The 15,532-nt window shown below is 56.1% G+C and carries 13 protein-coding genes; 2 read left to right on the top strand and 11 right to left on the bottom strand.

Translation table 11 applies throughout. The features are described 5' to 3' along the window. Window positions 1-19: 19 nt before the first annotated feature. From BN4275_RS09870 to arcA, 6 genes are all read right to left on the bottom strand, one after another. The gene (locus tag BN4275_RS09870; protein ID WP_079988203.1) at window positions 20-1,459 is read right to left on the bottom strand and encodes an amidohydrolase family protein; all 1,440 of its coding nucleotides are present in this window, start codon (window positions 1,457-1,459) and stop codon (window positions 20-22) included. Between the two features lie 10 nt (window positions 1,460-1,469). Next, window positions 1,470-2,246, bottom strand: coding sequence for an SDR family NAD(P)-dependent oxidoreductase (locus BN4275_RS09865; protein WP_079988202.1), 777 nt, complete (start codon window positions 2,244-2,246; stop codon window positions 1,470-1,472). A gap of 161 nt (window positions 2,247-2,407) precedes the next feature. Beyond that, complete coding sequence (locus BN4275_RS09860) at window positions 2,408-3,313, bottom strand: DMT family transporter (RefSeq protein ID WP_079988201.1); 906 nt, start codon at window positions 3,311-3,313, stop codon at window positions 2,408-2,410. A 15-nt stretch (window positions 3,314-3,328) separates the two neighbouring features. Then, a complete protein-coding gene (gene arcC / locus BN4275_RS09855) occupies window positions 3,329-4,288 on the bottom strand; it encodes a carbamate kinase (RefSeq protein WP_066457493.1) in 960 nt (319 codons plus the stop codon). A 19-nt stretch (window positions 4,289-4,307) separates the two neighbouring features. Further along, complete coding sequence (gene argF, locus BN4275_RS09850) at window positions 4,308-5,300, bottom strand: ornithine carbamoyltransferase (protein WP_066457490.1); 993 nt, start codon at window positions 5,298-5,300, stop codon at window positions 4,308-4,310. Between the two features lie 45 nt (window positions 5,301-5,345). After that, window positions 5,346-6,563, bottom strand: coding sequence for an arginine deiminase (gene arcA / locus BN4275_RS09845; protein ID WP_066457487.1), 1,218 nt, complete (start codon window positions 6,561-6,563; stop codon window positions 5,346-5,348). A gap of 295 nt (window positions 6,564-6,858) precedes the next feature. On the opposite strand from arcA, the gene BN4275_RS09840 reads away from it, so the two are divergent. Continuing rightward, window positions 6,859-8,112: a helix-turn-helix domain-containing protein gene (locus tag BN4275_RS09840; RefSeq protein WP_066457484.1), complete on the top strand. Its 1,254-nt coding sequence runs from the start codon at window positions 6,859-6,861 to the stop codon at window positions 8,110-8,112. A gap of 77 nt (window positions 8,113-8,189) precedes the next feature. Here the strand turns inward: BN4275_RS09840 and BN4275_RS09835 are convergent, their stop codons facing one another. Genes BN4275_RS09835 through BN4275_RS09820 form a run of 4 tightly spaced genes read right to left on the bottom strand, consistent with a single transcriptional unit; the run spans window position 8,190 to window position 12,374 of the window. Next, window positions 8,190-8,972 carry a hypothetical protein gene (locus tag BN4275_RS09835; RefSeq protein WP_066457482.1) on the bottom strand — a complete coding sequence of 261 codons (783 nt, stop codon included), beginning with the start codon at window positions 8,970-8,972 and terminating at the stop codon, window positions 8,190-8,192. Between the two features lie 23 nt (window positions 8,973-8,995). Continuing rightward, entirely contained in the window at window positions 8,996-10,240 is a 1,245-nt protein-coding gene (locus BN4275_RS09830; protein WP_066457481.1) for a glutamate-5-semialdehyde dehydrogenase, read from the bottom strand. 37 nt (window positions 10,241-10,277) lie between these two features. Continuing rightward, the gene (proB, locus tag BN4275_RS09825; protein WP_066457478.1) at window positions 10,278-11,084 is read right to left on the bottom strand and encodes a glutamate 5-kinase; all 807 of its coding nucleotides are present in this window, start codon (window positions 11,082-11,084) and stop codon (window positions 10,278-10,280) included. Window positions 11,085-11,087: 3 nt separating this feature from the next. After that, window positions 11,088-12,374, bottom strand: a complete 1,287-nt coding sequence (locus tag BN4275_RS09820; protein ID WP_242863631.1) for a hemolysin family protein — start codon at window positions 12,372-12,374, stop codon at window positions 11,088-11,090. Window positions 12,375-12,647: 273 nt separating this feature from the next. On the opposite strand from BN4275_RS09820, the gene BN4275_RS09815 reads away from it, so the two are divergent. Further along, window positions 12,648-13,178: a GNAT family N-acetyltransferase gene (locus BN4275_RS09815; protein ID WP_066457475.1), complete on the top strand. Its 531-nt coding sequence runs from the start codon at window positions 12,648-12,650 to the stop codon at window positions 13,176-13,178. A 159-nt stretch (window positions 13,179-13,337) separates the two neighbouring features. Here the strand turns inward: BN4275_RS09815 and BN4275_RS09810 are convergent, their stop codons facing one another. Continuing rightward, window positions 13,338-15,458, bottom strand: a complete 2,121-nt coding sequence (locus tag BN4275_RS09810; protein ID WP_066457473.1) for a polyribonucleotide nucleotidyltransferase — start codon at window positions 15,456-15,458, stop codon at window positions 13,338-13,340. Window positions 15,459-15,532 lie beyond the last annotated feature (74 nt).

Raw genomic sequence — 15,532 nt, 5'->3', positions numbered from 1 at the left:
TTCCTTCTTTCCGTATAAACTAGAGCTTATTTTGCCGCATCAGGCGGTTCATTGCCGTCTCATGAGAAAACAGCGCTTTTTTCGCACGTTGAAGCAGTTTTTCCCCCTCGATGTTCGCTTGCTCAACCACCTTCCTTTCGTCCAGTGTCAGCAGTTTCCGGTCCTCCATGACAAGTTTGCCATCGATCATCGAAAGGACCACTTCGCTGCCGTTTGCCGCATAAACAAGGTTTGGGATGAGATTGCGCAGGGGAGCAAAGAGCTGTGGCGCCATATGCGGCACCTGCAGATCCAACAGAATGAGGTCGGCTTTTTTTCCCACTTCCAGCGAACCGATCTCATGGCCCATTCCGATTGCCCGCGCGCCGTCGATGGTCGCCAGCCGCAGCATCTTCCACGCTGGCCAGATTTCCGGGTCGTGGAACTTGCATTTGTTGAGCAGCGCGCCCACCTTCATCTCATAAAAAAGGTTGCTCGTATTTCCGCCCGAGGTCTGGTCCGAACCGATTGCAAGCTTTGGGCTGTAGGAATTGAACTCATAGGCTGGCGGGATATTCCCGTCCACAATGGCCTCGCTGCCGGAGCAGAGCACCATCGCCGCCCCGGACTGCGCGAACCGGCGCAGTTCCGCGTCGGTGGCAACCGACAGATGGATGCCCACCAGCCGCTCATTCAAAAGCCCCAGCTCATCGAGCAGCGGGATGCTGCGTTTGTGGTAGCGCCGCTCCATCTGGTCGGTTTCCCGCTCGCCGCAGGCGAGATGCATATGGATCGCAAGCTCATTTTTCCGGGCGTATTCCCCCACTTCCAGCAACATCTCTTTTGAAACGCGGTCCGGCCCCAGAGGGCTCATCGCGCAGGTGAGCCTGCCGCCAGCCTGCATGTGACAGGTTTCCACCAGTTTGCGGCTTTGTGCAAACAGCCGTTCTTCTACCGCTGGGTCAAGCGGGTAAAGCTCCCCCTTCGCGATCAGCGCGGTCCCAGGCGGCAGCCCGTGCACCTGCTGCGCAAGCAGGGCGCGTGTCCCTGCCTGGAGATGGTTTTCCGCGAGCAGGCACATATCCTCATTCTGATCCACAAAGGTGGTGGTCCCGGCTTTGAGCGCTTCCGCGATCATCACCATCGACCCCGCCCTGCCCGATGGGCCATCCAGCGCTTCCCGGTAGGGGATCGAACAGTCAGCCAGCCAGTTTTGAGAGTCCTGCGCCAGGCCTTTCCAAAGGCTCGCGCGGGTGTGCATGTGAGCATCAACAAGTCCCGGCATCAAAAGCTTCCCCGATGCGTCGATTTCCCGATGCGCGGGGTAAAGCTTCTCCAGCCGCTTTGTCTCGCCCACCGCGACAATCCGGTCCGCCTTCACCGCCACAGCCCCATCTTCAATGAGGCCGCAGCCCCCGGCGTCCGCCATGGTCACCACGACGGCGTGGCGGAACAGGTAATCCACCGTCACCGCATTCACACTCTTTTCCTTACTGCATCCACGCTCCGCCGTTCGGAGAGATCACCTGCCCGGTGAGGTAATCGCTTGCCGAAGACGCCAGGTACGCCACCGCATACGCGATGTCCTCCGGCTGTCCGACCCGGTGCCACAGGGTGTCGGCGATTTCATCCTCCCACGGGCGGATGCGCGCCATCCGGGTATCCACAAGGCCCGGCGCAACGCTGTTGACGTTGATGCGGTCCTTTGCGACCTCATGGGCGATCTCCTTGGTGAATGCGATTACGCCGCCCTTGGCGGCCGCATAATGCGGGTCGGAGAAATCTCCGGTGATACCCGCGCCTGAGCTGATATTGATGATTTTCCCGCTCTTCTTCGCGCGCATCAGCGGCAGGACGGAAATTGTAAAACGGTATACGCTGTTGAGGTTCAGTTCGATGAGGCGCATCCACTCTTCCTCGTTGATCGTATCCACCGTCACACCGCCGCCGCACCCGGCGGCGTCGTTGACCAGGATGTCCACCGTACCAAATTTGTCGATGGCGGTCTGGATCACCTTTTGGATGTCCTCATATTTGCGCACGTCACAGTACATGCCGATGCAGGCGCCGCCCGCCTGGGTGATGCCATCGGCCGTGCCTTTTACACTGTCTTCCTCAATGTCACAGGCCACAACGTTCACGCCGAGCCCGGCGAGTACCTTGGCAATGCCCTGGCCGATCCCATTGCCCGCACCGGTGACGATCGCGGTTTTACCGACCAGTTTAAAATAGTCGTACATTGCCTTTTCAATCAGTTTTGCTTCCATTATTCTCCTCCTCATTTATTTGCAACGATACAAAAGTTATGGAAATAACTGGATTCCCGCTTTTGCAGGTCACTATATTATTATAAACTGCATAAATATTTTTTCAATACAAAATCCCAAGTTATTCGACATTCCTTGACCTTTTATCCCCATCTATTGTGTCAGCAGGGAGTATCAGTCCGCAATTTCCGTGTGCGGATTGTGAAAGGCACCTCTGAGATCAGCACCGATGCAAAGATAAAGACGAATCCCAGCACCAGTTTTGCCGTGAGGATCTCGCCCATAAAGACGACCGAGAAAATCACCCCGAAGATCGATTCGGTACTCATCAGGATCGACGCGCTCGACGGGTCCGCATATTTCTGCCCGACGTTCTGCAAAAGCAGCGCCAGCGCCGTGCAGGCAAGGGCCAGATAGAGCACCCCGCCGGTCGCGCCTGGATGCCACTGTGGATGGAATCCTTCGAGCGTAAAGGTCGCGATCCAGGCGAATGCGGCGCAGAACCCGAACTGCAGAATGGTGATGAGCACCGGATCCTTCCCATCCCCGTATTTTCCGACCGCCGCGATATGCACCGCGAAGAACAGTCCGCTCGAAAGTGCCAGCAGATCTCCCGGCAGGATCGAAAAACCGCTTGTGACCGAGGAGAGCAGGATGCCCGTCACACATAAAAACGCCGCGATCAGATTGTGCGGCGCGGGCCGTTTGCCGCCGATCATCCAGAATACAAACGGCACAAGCACGCAGTAGATGGAGGAAAGGAATGCGCTTTTCCCGGGCATGGCGAGCGTGACACCCAGCGTCTGCAGCCAGTAGGCCGCGAACAGGCACGCGCCGATAATCGCGCCGCTGATGAGCGAATCCCGGTCAAGTTTCTTGAATTTTTTGAAAAAGATGATTGACAGTACGATACATGCCAGTGAAAAACGGCTCGCGATCAGCAGGTTCGGCTGGATCAGTTCCGCCGAGGATTTGACCACCACCAGCGAACTGCCCCAGATGATCCCCACCAAAAGCAGCGCCGCGCGCGAGCCGAGCCAAATCCAACTCTTCCGTTTCGTTTCCACGCTTTCCCCTCTCCTTTATGCCGACGCCGCCTGCGCGCGCGGAGCCGGTAAAATCACCGTGCCGGACTGGCCGCGCACCGCCTCGAGCGCCCGGTCAAGCGATGCGATCACCGCTTTTTTCCCGCATTGTGCAAATTCGACCGCGGCCTGAATTTTCGGCAGCATACTCCCCGGCGCAAACTGTCCCTGCGCGCAGAAGCAGACCGCTTCGTCCGCTGTGATCCGGTGCAGCGCGATCTGATTCGGCTTGCCCCAGTTGATGACCACATGCTCCACCGCTGTCAGGATGAGCAGCATATCCGCGTCCAGAAATTTTGCGAGCTTCGCGGCAGCCAGGTCCTTGTCGATCACAGCCGGCACGCCGACATACCGTCCGTCCCGCCGTACCACCGGGATTCCGCCGCCGCCCGCGGCAATAACCACATTTCCCTGTTCCACAAGTGAGCGGATAACCTTTTTCTCGAGGATATCCACCGGCTGCGGGCTGGCTACCATCCGCCGCCAGCCGCGGCCCGCGTCCTGCCGCATGCAGTAGCCCTTGTCCGTGGCAAGCGCCTGCGCCTGTTCATAGGTATAAAACGCGCCCACCGGTTTGGACGGGCTGCGGAAAGCCGGGTCGTCCCGGTCTACCACCACCTGTGTGACGACCGCGGCCACCTCTTTATGGATGCCGCGCGCATGCAGCTCGTTTGCGATGCTGTTCTGGAGATGGTATCCGATGTATCCCTGGCTCATTGCCCCGCATTCCGCGAACGGCATTTCTGCCGGAATCACGCCGCTTTGGGCGGAAGCACCCATCCCAAGGTTGATCATCCCAACCTGCGGGCCATTGCCGTGTGTGATAACAACCTCGCCGCCCGCCTCGATCAGATCCACAATCGATTTGGCCGCGCCTCGGGCCAGCCGGAGCTGTTCGTCCGGCGTTTTGCCCAGGGCATTGCCGCCCAATGCAATTACAATCCGTTTTCTGTCCATAGCCCTCATTCCGTTCAAATTACTGCAGCGTCGCATACATGACCGCTTTGATGGTGTGCATGCGGTTCTCCGCTTCGTCGAACACCACCGACTGCGGACCGTCAAACACCTCGTCGGATACTTCCATCTCGGTGATACCGAATTTTTCCGCGATCTCTTTGCCGGTGGTGGTGTTGGTGTCGTGGAAGGACGGCAGGCAGTGCATAAAAAGCGCGTCCTGCTTGGCAAGTCCCATAACCTTCGCATTCACCTGGTATGGGGTCAGCAGCTTGATGCGGGTTTCCCACACGCTGTCCGGCTCCCCCATCGAGACCCAGATGTCGGTGTAGATGATGTCGGCGCCGCGCGCGCCTTCCGCGATGTCCTCGGTGAGGGAAACGCTGCCGCCGCTTTGGGCCGCAAGCTTTTTGCAGGTATCCACCAGCTCCTGCGCGGGGAAAAGCTCCTTGGGCGCGCAGGCGGTAAAATGCAGCCCCATCTTCGCGCAGGCGACCATCAGGGAGTTGCCCATGTTGTTCCTGGCGTCGCCGAAGAAGGTAAAGCGCAGCCCTTTGAGCGCGCCCTTTTTCTCCTCGATGGTCATAAGGTCTGCAAGCATCTGGGTGGGATGAAATTCATCCGTGAGCCCGTTCCAGACCGGCACGCCCGCGTTTTCCGAAAGCTCTTCGACCAGATTCTGGCTGAACCCGCGGTATTCGATCCCGTCGTACATGCGCCCCAGCACATGGGCTGTGTCCGCGATGCTCTCCTTTTTTCCCATCTGACTGCTGCCTGGATCGAGGTAGGTCACGCCCATTCCCAAGTCCATACCGGCCACCTCAAACGAACAGCGGGTACGGGTGGAGGTCTTTTCAAACAAAAGCACGATGTTCTTGCCAGCAAGCCAGCGATGCGGTACGCCCGCGCGCTTCATGCTTTTAAAATCCTTTGAAAGATCCAGCAGGTAACGGATCTCCTGCGCTGAAAAGTCCAAAAGTTTCAGGAAACTTCTCCCTCTGAGGTTGATTGCCATGATTTTTACGCTCCTTTATTCCAATTTGGTTTGTCCGGCCCTGTTTCAGAGCCTTTGCAGCGGCATGCTCATGCAGCGCGGGCCGCCGCGGCCCCGTGAAAGCTCTGCGCTGGGGAGTTTAAGCACCTTGACGCCGGAGGCCTCCAATATCTCGTTGGTCACATAGTTGCGGTCGTAAACCACCACTACGCCGGGCGAGATGCAAAGCGTGTTCGAGCCGTCGTTCCACTGTTCGCGTTCGGAGGCAATCTGGTTCTTCCCGCCGCAGTGGATCAGTTTGACGCTGTCGATGCGCAGATACCTGCCGAGCACCTGTGCAAGGCTTCCGGAGACTTCACGTGTATGGATTTCGGGTTTTCCTTTGCCGGTCAGCTCAAAAATCCGCAGCGTGTCGAGGATGCCGGGATGGACGGTAAATTTATCCACATCAATCTGGGTAAACACCGTGTCCAAGTGCATGAACGCCCGGGTGCGGGGGATGTCGAATGCCAGCACCGTATCAATCTCAGCCGTTTCGTCCCGGAATATATTTTGGGCAAGCAGCTCGACCGCCTCCGGCTGGGTGCGTTGAGAAATCCCAACCGCAAGCACGTTGGAGCTCAGATTCAGGATGTCGCCGCCTTCGATGCTGAGGTGTTCGTCCGGTGTATAGTAGAGCGGTACCCTGCCCGCGTAGTCCGGATGGTAATTCAGGATGTATTTTCCATAGATGGTTTCCCGGTTGCGGGTAAACGAGCTCATATGGTTTAAGCTGACTCCGTTTCCGATACAGGCGAATGGGTCGCGGGTAAAGTACAGGTTCGGGATGGGGTCCATCACAAAATGGGTGTCAGGCTGGGTGAGGCTGGCTAGCCGGTCTTTTTTATGGGATGGAATCTCATTAAGGCAGATGCCTTCCATCGTTTTGAGCACCAGTTTCCTGGGATCTGAAAAACTGAGCAGGTAATCGTACAGCTCCTCCTGATAGTTGACCGCCAGGCTGTCCGCCTGTTCAATCACCTCCCGGACAAAGGCCTTCTTCAGGCGTTCATCCTGAGATATCGTTTCCACCACAAGATCCTCCAGATACAGGACCTCCACCCCGTTTTCACGCAGGGTGTCTGCGAAACGGTCATGTTCGAGCTGCGCGCCATACAGATATGGAATATCGTCAAACAGCAACTGTCCCATTGTATTTGGGCTGAGATGCTCCAACTCCTTGCCCGGCCGCTGTAAAAGGATCTTTTTCAGGGGGCCGATTTCGCTTTTTACGCAAATGGGCAATTCGTTTCCTCCTTTCAAACGGATTATCACTGCCCTCTATTTTAACAGACCCTTAACAGGTTTTCCGGACAGTAAAAAACGGTGTTTTTGTATTATAAGCAGAACTTTCCACACGCATTTCCCTTCAGATATGGGATATACCGCCGAAAAACAATTCGGCAACTTATCTAAAATCCACTTTTAAATACAATAGATTTCATGCGAAATGTCTGTGCAAAGCAAAAATGAAAGTGAAATCAAATCCGGAATATGGTATAATTTTTTACAGACAGTCAGCGGAGGGATTTGGATCGCTATGAAAAAACTCATTGAAATGCAGTCGTTCGCCCGTTCCCAATTTGATCAGGGCCGCCTTTTCAGCTTTGATCAGGAAGTTATCGACCGGCCGACCACCCCGCTCATCCACCAGGAGGCCCGGTTCCTTTACGTCAAAAACGGAAGCGGCGAGATCTCCCTGCAGGGAAAATCCTATTCCCTCACAAGCGGCAGCCTGGTCGCGATCCTGCCCTGGCAGGTCAGTGACATCATCCAGGTGGACAGCCCTCTGCAATATGTCCTGATCGCGTACCATTTCGATACGGTCGAACGCATCGCGAAGCTGTTCCGCGGGGTGGACGGGCAGCCGCTGCCCATCCAGCCGCTGATTGAGGAGAAGCCGGTTGTCCAATGTGATCCCAACCGGTTACCGGAAGTGGAATTTATTCTGGATACGCTGCGCTGTGAGCTCGGCATGGAATCCACCCTTCAGCTTTCGGAGGAAAAACCGTTCTCCAGCATCATGACCGCCAGCATGCTGGTGCAGCTGCTTGTCCTCTACTGCCGCAGCGCCATGGAACAGTCCCAGACAAAGCGCGACGCGATGATTGATTACACCGAGATCCTGCGTTACATGTATCTGCACTGCAATGAAAAGCTGACCCTGAAACTGCTCGCAAGCGTCTTTTTCTGCAGCGAATCCACCGTGAGCGCCAACATCACCCAGATGACCGGGCTCTCCTTCTTCGATCTTCTCAACGAGATGCGTATCGGCAAAACGGTCAACTTCCTGCTCTACACCGACTTCACCCTGAAGGAAATGGCGGAATTTCTCGGCTATGTGGACGAATCGCACATCTCCAAAGTCTTTGCCGCGCGGATGGGGGTCAAAATCGGCGAATACCGCAACACCTACCAGAAAGTCCAGAACATCTGCCAGATCGAGGAAAGCCGCGTTTCCTACACGCTTGTAAATTACATCTACCGCAACTACGAAAAGAAACTTTCCGCAAAATCCGTCGCGCACAATTTCGGCATCTCGGTCGAGCAGCTCCATCGCATCATGCTCTGCCAGGTAGAACGCAATTTTGAGGACTTTTTAAATCTGGTGCGGGTGAACCGGGCCTGCGAGCTGCTCGCCGCAACCAAAAAGAGCGTCCTCGAAATTGCGCTCGATGTCGGCTACCACAACCCCAAAACCCTCACGCGCAATTTTTTAAAGCTCATGGTGATGACCCCCAGCGCTTACCGTACGAAAGCGCAGCACAGCCGTGTTGCGCATCTGAACGGTTAAAAAATAAAACAAGGCGGAATATCCGAAATGGATATTCCGCCTTGTTTTATTTTGCTGTTCCGTTTTGTCCCCTGTAATCAGTCGCCGGCCCGTTGCTGCTCAGTGACAAGCTGGTTCGGGATGCCCTGGCCGGCATGGCTCTGGCCATCGGCCGAAGGCAGGTCGCGGATCGCGGTGAGCTGGTAATGGTCCCTCACCTTCAGCAGCTCATAGTTCATAAACTTGATGGGTTTCGGCTTTTCGTCGGTGCCGATGCGCTGGGTCCAGGCGTTTGCGGGCGGCACATAGCCGACTGTCACAGTGAACTGGTCGCCCTTCTTGACGACCGATTCGACACTCGGGGTATAGAGTCCGACCTGGCCCGTGACCGGGACGTAATAAGTCTTGGTTTCCTCATCGTAATAGTAGGTGGTCTCGTAATCGCCGAAGCTCTGATGTTCGAGCTTGACATCCGGCCCAAACAGCCGCGCGCAGGCCACGTCCACGTCGGAGGAAGGCACAATCAGCCGCTCCATTGCATCGAACTGGTAGCTGTCCCGTTTTTCTCCGAGCAGCGTGCTCCAGAGCGACGACTGCAGCAGGAACAGCGGGTCCGCGTCGGTGGCTTTTTCAAACGGCACCGGGTCGAACATCAGCACAGGGTAGATGATCTGTTCAAACTGCTGCTTCTCGCGGGAGTTATCAAGCATCCCGCGGGTGAAATTGACGCAGAAGATGGTCAGCCCAATAAGCCCGACAATCGACAGGAAAATGAAAATTCCCCCGATCGGCGCGGCATATTTGTTTTTACGGTAGTGAATCCGGTCCGCCGGCAGATTCTGCCGGCCGGCCGGCTTTTCGGAACGCTTCTTTTTTCCCATGCCTTTTCCTTTCCAATGTAGGTTTATCTGGTTTGGCCGTCTCCGGTCACAATGTATTTGCAGGAGCAGAGCGCCTCAAGGCCCATCGGGCCGCGCGCGTGCAGTTTCTGGGTGGAGATGCCGATCTCCGCGCCGAAGCCGAATTCCCCGCCGTCGGTAAAACGGGTGGACGCGTTGACATAAACCGCAGCCGAATCAATCCGTGCGGTGAAGGCCTGCGCATTGCGGTAATCATTTGTGAGAATCGCTTCCGAATGGCCGGTCGAATAGGCTTGGATATGTTCGATCGCCTCATCGAGCGTATCGACCACCCGCAAAGCAAGGATATAGTCGTCGTATTCGGTGGCGTAGTCCTCCTCGCTGGCCGGGACAACGCCGGGAATGAGAGCGGCTGTGCGCGCACAGCCGCGCAGCTCCACACGATGTTCGTCAAGCGCCTCTTTCAGCTTCGGCAGAAACAGCGGCGCGATCTCGCGGTGGACCAGCACCGTCTCGACCGCGTTGCAGACCGAAGGACGGGAGGTCTTTGCATTGTCGCAGACCCGTACCGCCATCTCGAGGTCGGCAGAGGCATCCACAAAGATGTGGCAGTTGCCCGCGCCGGTCTCGATGACCGGGACGCTGGCGTTTTTCACCACGCTCTGGATGAGTCCCTTGCCGCCGCGCGGGAAAAGCACGTCGATATATCCATCGAGCGTCATCAGGTCGGCAGCCGACTGGCGGGTGGTATCGGTCACCAGCAGGATGCAGTCGGCGGGAAGCCCCGCGGACTGTACCGCTTCGCGCATCAGCTCCACCAGCATGGTGTTGGAATGAATCGCTTCCTTGCCGCCGCGCAGGATGCAGACGTTTGAGGATTTGAGGCAGAGCGCGGCCGCGTCAACCGTCACATTCGGGCGCGCCTCATAGATCATGCCCACCACGCCGAGCGGCACCGTAACCTTTTCGATCTTAAGGCCGTTCGGACGGCTGCCGCCGCCGGTCACCCGGCCGATCGGGTCCTCCTGTCCCACAATCTCCAGCACGGCCTTTGCAATTCCCGCGATCCGGTCCTCAGTCAGCCGCAGGCGGTCCTGCAGCGACTGGGTCATACCGTTTTCCTGTGCCGCGGTGAGATCCTTTTCATTGGCGGCGATGACCTCCTGCGTCCGCGCGCAAAGCGTGTCCGCTATGGCGGAAAGCGCCCGGTTCTTCTGCGCGGTCGTCACACAGGAAAGTATGCGCGACGCGGCTTTTGCGCGTTTGCCAAGCTCTGTCAGACTGTTCATCAAAACACCTTGCCTTTCCAGCTTGTTCTATGTGTGGTCAGGCTTTCCGGGGCACAAAGTAAGTCCCGATCGCCTTGTTTTCAAACAGGTCGTACAGCCGTTTCGGGTTCTGGCCATTCATGATGACCATGCCGATCCCCTTTTCGGTTGCAATTTGCGCCGCGTGCACCTTGGTGATCATGCCGCCGGTGCCGCGCGCACTGCCCGCGCCCGCCGCCGCCGCTTCGATCTCCGGGGTGATCACGTCCACCTCCGGGATCAGCTTCGCGCCCGGGTTGGTACGGGGATTCGCGTCGTAAAGTCCGTCGATGTCGCTCAAAACCACCAGCAGTTCCGCGTTCGCAAGTACCGCGACGATGGCGGACAGGGTATCGTTGTCCCCAAAGGTCCCGCCGTATTCGATCTCCTCGGTGCAGACCGAGTCGTTTTCATTCACAATCGGGATTGCGCCCATGTCGATCAGGCGGTTGAAGGTGTTCTGGACGTTCTGCTTGCGTACCCCGTCGTCCACCACGTCCCGCGTGAGCAGGATCTGGCCGGTCACATGGTTATATTCCGAAAAATGTTTGTCGTATATGTACATCAGCTCGCACTGGCCGACAGCGGCGACCGCCTGCTTGCCGGGCATGTCGCCCGGTTTTTTCGCAAGCCCCAGCTTGCCCACGCCGACGGCCATCGCGCCGGAACTGACCAGGATGATCTGTTTTCCGCTGTTTTTGAGGTCGGCAAGCACCTTCACAAGCTGTTCGACCCGGCGGATATTGAGAAGCCCGCTCTCATGGGTCAGTGTGGAGGAACCCACCTTTACAACCACCCGTCTGACATTTTGAAAATTACGATCCATCTTCTATCGTCCCTTTATTTCGTTTTCCATATCCTGCAGAGTCGGGATGCGTTCCACCCGCAGGGAAAGAATCCGCTGCTCCTCGACCACCAGGATGGTGATTACCAGATCTTTATACTGGTACTTTTCACCCACCTCGGGGATGTGGCCAAGCATTTCCATCGCCCAGCCGCCCACGGTGTTATAATCGCTGTCAAAATCCCTGGCATCTTCGTCCAGATCCTCCAGCAGAGAAAAGACATTCATATCGCCGCTCACAACATAGGTGTTATCGCCCGTCTTGACCAGATCGGGCACCACTTCGTCGCTTTCGTCCCAGATGTCGCCGACAAGCTGCTCGAGCACATCCTCCATCGTGACGATGCCCATTGTGCCGCCATAGTCGTCGGTTACGACTGCCAGATGCAGTTTCTTTGCCTTGAGTTCGGCCAAGAGCGCGGAAATCTTCATTGTCTTATGCACATAGACGCAGTCGGTCAGCAGGTGCGCCACGCGGGTCTCCTCCCCGGTGACCACCGCCTTGAGCAGGTCGCGCACCTGCAAAACGCCAATAATGTTGTCCACCGTCCCACGGTAGACCGGGATACGGGAGAAATGCGCCTCCAGCACCGTACGCAGCGCCTCTTCGAGCGGGTCCTCCACATCGATGGTCACCAGGTCAACGCGTGGGGTGAGAATCTCCTGGACGCTGATCTCGTCGAATTCAAGCGCCGACTGGACCAGCTCGCTTTCGGATTCTTCCAGCACGCCTTCCTGTTCGATCGATTCGACAATGTATTTGAGTTCCTCCTCGGTCACCGACGGCTGCGCGTCGGTACCTTTGAGCATGCGCAGAGCGAATTCCTTGATCTTGACGAAGATGAATACGACCGGCGTGAGCAGCCTGATGAAAAACCAGAGCAGCCCGCCCGTCTTCATTGCAATCGATTCGCTGTTTTCCTTGGCCAGCGTTTTTGGCAGGATTTCCCCGAAGATCAGCACCAGCACGGTCATGACAGCGGTTGCGATCGCCGCGCCCGACGCGCCGAACAGGCTGGTAGCCAGCACTGTCGCCACCGATGCGCAGGTCATGTTGACCACGTTGTTGCCCACGAGGATGGTGGATAGCAGACGGTCAAAATCGTCCGCGACCTTCAATGCGCGCTGTGCCTTTTTGTTGCCCTCCTGCGCGTAATTTTTCATGCGGATCTTGTTGAGCGAAGAATAGGCCGTTTCACTGGCCGAGAAAAACGCTGAAAAGCAAAGCAGGACCATCAGCGCGATATAAAGGATACCGCTTGTACTGTCCAAGAAAAATCGAACCTCCAGATTTACATTAAGTATAATTTCGAGCGGATATACAATTGCAAGGATGCAACTGTTAGTATCATAGCAAATTCCGCGTCGATTAACAATCTATTCTATCATAAGTTTACTGAAAATTCAAATCCGCAAAATAAAAATCCCTTTTATCCCAGCGCTTAGGCGAAAAGCCCATCGTTTTCACCAGTATCCCTGATTGAAAGCGGTTTAATCGTGTGATAGAATGGACCCGGCAAATCGAATTTTAGAAAGGGATTAATTATGGATCTTGAACGAATCACAAATCCACTGCACCCCATGTATAAGCGAGCTTTAGAACTGTATCAAATCAGTTTTCCACTTCATGAACAACGAGAGGAGTTTTCTCAAGCTGCAATTTTGAATGATGATACCTATCACTTCGAATTGATTTACGATGTGGGCGTTTTCGTAGGGCTTGTTTTATATTGGAAAAATTTAAATGACATCTATATAGAACATTTTTGTATTTTGCCGGAGATGCGAAACAAGCAATATGGAAAGAGAGTACTTTCCCTTTTGCAGAAACAGAAGAAAACTCTTATACTTGAAATTGATCCTCCCATCGATGCAGTATCTATAAGAAGAAAAGGATTCTATGAACGATGTGAATTTGTTGAGAATCCGTATTTCCATATTCACCCTCCTTACCATAAAGGAGACAAGGGACATGAACTTGTTGTCATGAGCAGCCCTAGGCCGATTTCACAAGCGGAATACGATGCCTTTTATGCTCATTTACAAAACAAGATCATGAATCATGCTTTTTTATAAATTTTCGTTTGCCGGACAGCCGCTATCTTTCAAGCGGCTGCCTGCTCTTGTCTATCCTGACGAATCATTGAGAGGAGCAGCCTTCGGCAGCACAAAAGAGAAACCAAAAACGCCCCCGGCCAGTGGCCGGGGGCGTTTTGTTATCTGATGAAGCAGCTTTTAGTTTCCTTTGGCGGCGTTCTTCTTCGCCTCCATCGCGATGAGCGCGTCGCGGCGGGAGAGGTTGATGCGGCCCTGCTGATCGATCTCGGTGACCTTGACAATCACTTCGTCGCCCACGGCGACAACATCCTCCACCTTCTCGACGCGGCCCATATCGAGTTTCGAGATGTGCACAAGGCCCTCCTTGCCGGGGGCGAGCTCGACAAACGCGCCGAAGTTCATCAGGCGGGTGACCTTGCCCTTGTAGATCGCGCCGACCTCCGGGTCGTTGACGATCGTTTCGATGATCGAGATGGCGCGGCGGATGCCGTCCGCGTCGGTCGAGGCAACAACCACAGTACCGTCATCGTCGATGTCGATCTTGACGCCGCAGTCGGCGGTGATCTTCTGGATCACCTTTCCGCCCGAACCGATGACCTCACGGATCTTGTCCGGATGGATGTGGATCGATTTTACCTTGGGCGCGTATTTGGAAAGCTCCTCGCGCGGCGCGGGGATGACCGGCAGCATGATGTCGTTGAGGATATACATCCGGGCCTTATAGGTCTTTTCGAAGGCCTCCTTGATGATGTCGTAGGTCAGGCCGTCGATTTTGAGGTCCATCTGGATCGCGGTGATACCCTTTTCGGTGCCGCCGACCTTAAAGTCCATGTCGCCGAAGAAGTCCTCAAGCCCCTGGATATCGACCATGGTCATCCAGCGGTCGCCTTCGGTGATGAGTCCGCAGGAGATGCCCGCGACCGGCCGTTTGATCGGCACGCCCGCGTCCATCAGGGCGAGCGTAGAGCCGCAGATCGAGCCCTGGGAGGTGGAACCGTTCGAGGAGAGCACCTCGGAAACCAGGCGGATGGTGTACGGGAACTCCTCCACCGACGGGATCACCGGCTCAAGCGCACGCTCCGCGAGCGCGCCGTGGCCGATCTCGCGGCGACCGGGGCCGCGGCTCGGACGGGTCTCACCGACCGAGTAGGAGGGGAAGTTGTAGTGGTGGATGTAGCGTTTCTGCTCCTGGTCGTCGATGCCGTCGAGCTTCTGCGCTTCGCTGACCGTTCCGAGGGTGCAGACGGTCAGCACCTGGGTCTGGCCGCGGGTGAACATGCCGGAACCGTGGACGCGGGGCAGCAGGCTGACTTCGGCAGCCAGCGGGCGGATCTCGTCCATCTTGCGGCCGTCGACCCGCTTCTGCTCATCGAGCAGCCAGCGGCGGACGATCTTTTTCTGGAGCTTATACATCACTTCGTCGAGAATGGCCGGGTTTTCCAGGCCGTCGTCGAATTTTTCATGCACACGGTCGACGATCGGCGCGAGCCGTTCGTCGCGGACCACCTTGTTGTCGGTGTCGAGCGCAACCTTCACATCTTCGGCGCAGAAGGATTCCACAGCGTCGAACAGGTCGTGCGGGACTTCCATCGACTCAAAGGAGAACTTCGGCTTGCCGATTTCAGCCTGCACTTCCTTGATAAAGCGAACCATCTTTTTAATTTCAGTGTGGCCCTTGATAATCGCGTCGAGCATGACTTCGTTGCTGACCTCATTCGCGCCGGCCTCGATCATGCAGATGACGTCCTCGTTGGCGGCGACGGTGAGGTTGAGATCACTCTTCTCACGCTGCTCGGCATTCGGGCAAACGACGACTTCGCCGTCGACCAGGCCGATGTTCGCGCCCGCGATGGGGCCTTTCCACGGGATGTCCGAGATGGACAGCGCGAAGGAGGTTCCGATCATGCCGGCGATTTCCGGCAGGCAGTCGGGATCGACCGACATAACGGTCATGACAACCGAACAGTCGTTGCGCATATCCTTCGGGAAAAGCGGGCGGATCGGGCGGTCCACCAGACGGGAAGCCAGAATCGCCTTATCGCTCGGGCGGCTTTCGCGCTTGATGAACGAGCCGGGGATCTTGCCGACCGAGTAAAGTTTTTCCTCAAAGTCGACCGACAGCGGGAAAAAGTCGATGCCCTCGCGGGGTTTCTGGGAAGCTGTTACGTTGCAGAGCACCACCGTCTCGCCCCAGCGCACCAGCACCGAGCCGTTCGACAGGCAGCACATTTTCCCGGTTTCGAAGGTCATCTTGCGGCCGCCGAATTCGGTTTCGAATACCTTGTAATTTTCGAACATTGTTGTTCCTCCGTTTCAAAGAAAATAAAGCGTTTATTTTCACGGAGCCGTGTCCTTTTTAGCAAGTATCGCAG

This window comes from Anaerotruncus rubiinfantis (assembly GCF_900078395.1).
GTDB classification, from domain to species: Bacteria; Bacillota; Clostridia; order Oscillospirales; family Ruminococcaceae; genus Anaerotruncus; species Anaerotruncus rubiinfantis.
This window is presented reverse-complemented; position numbering and strand designations above follow the sequence as displayed.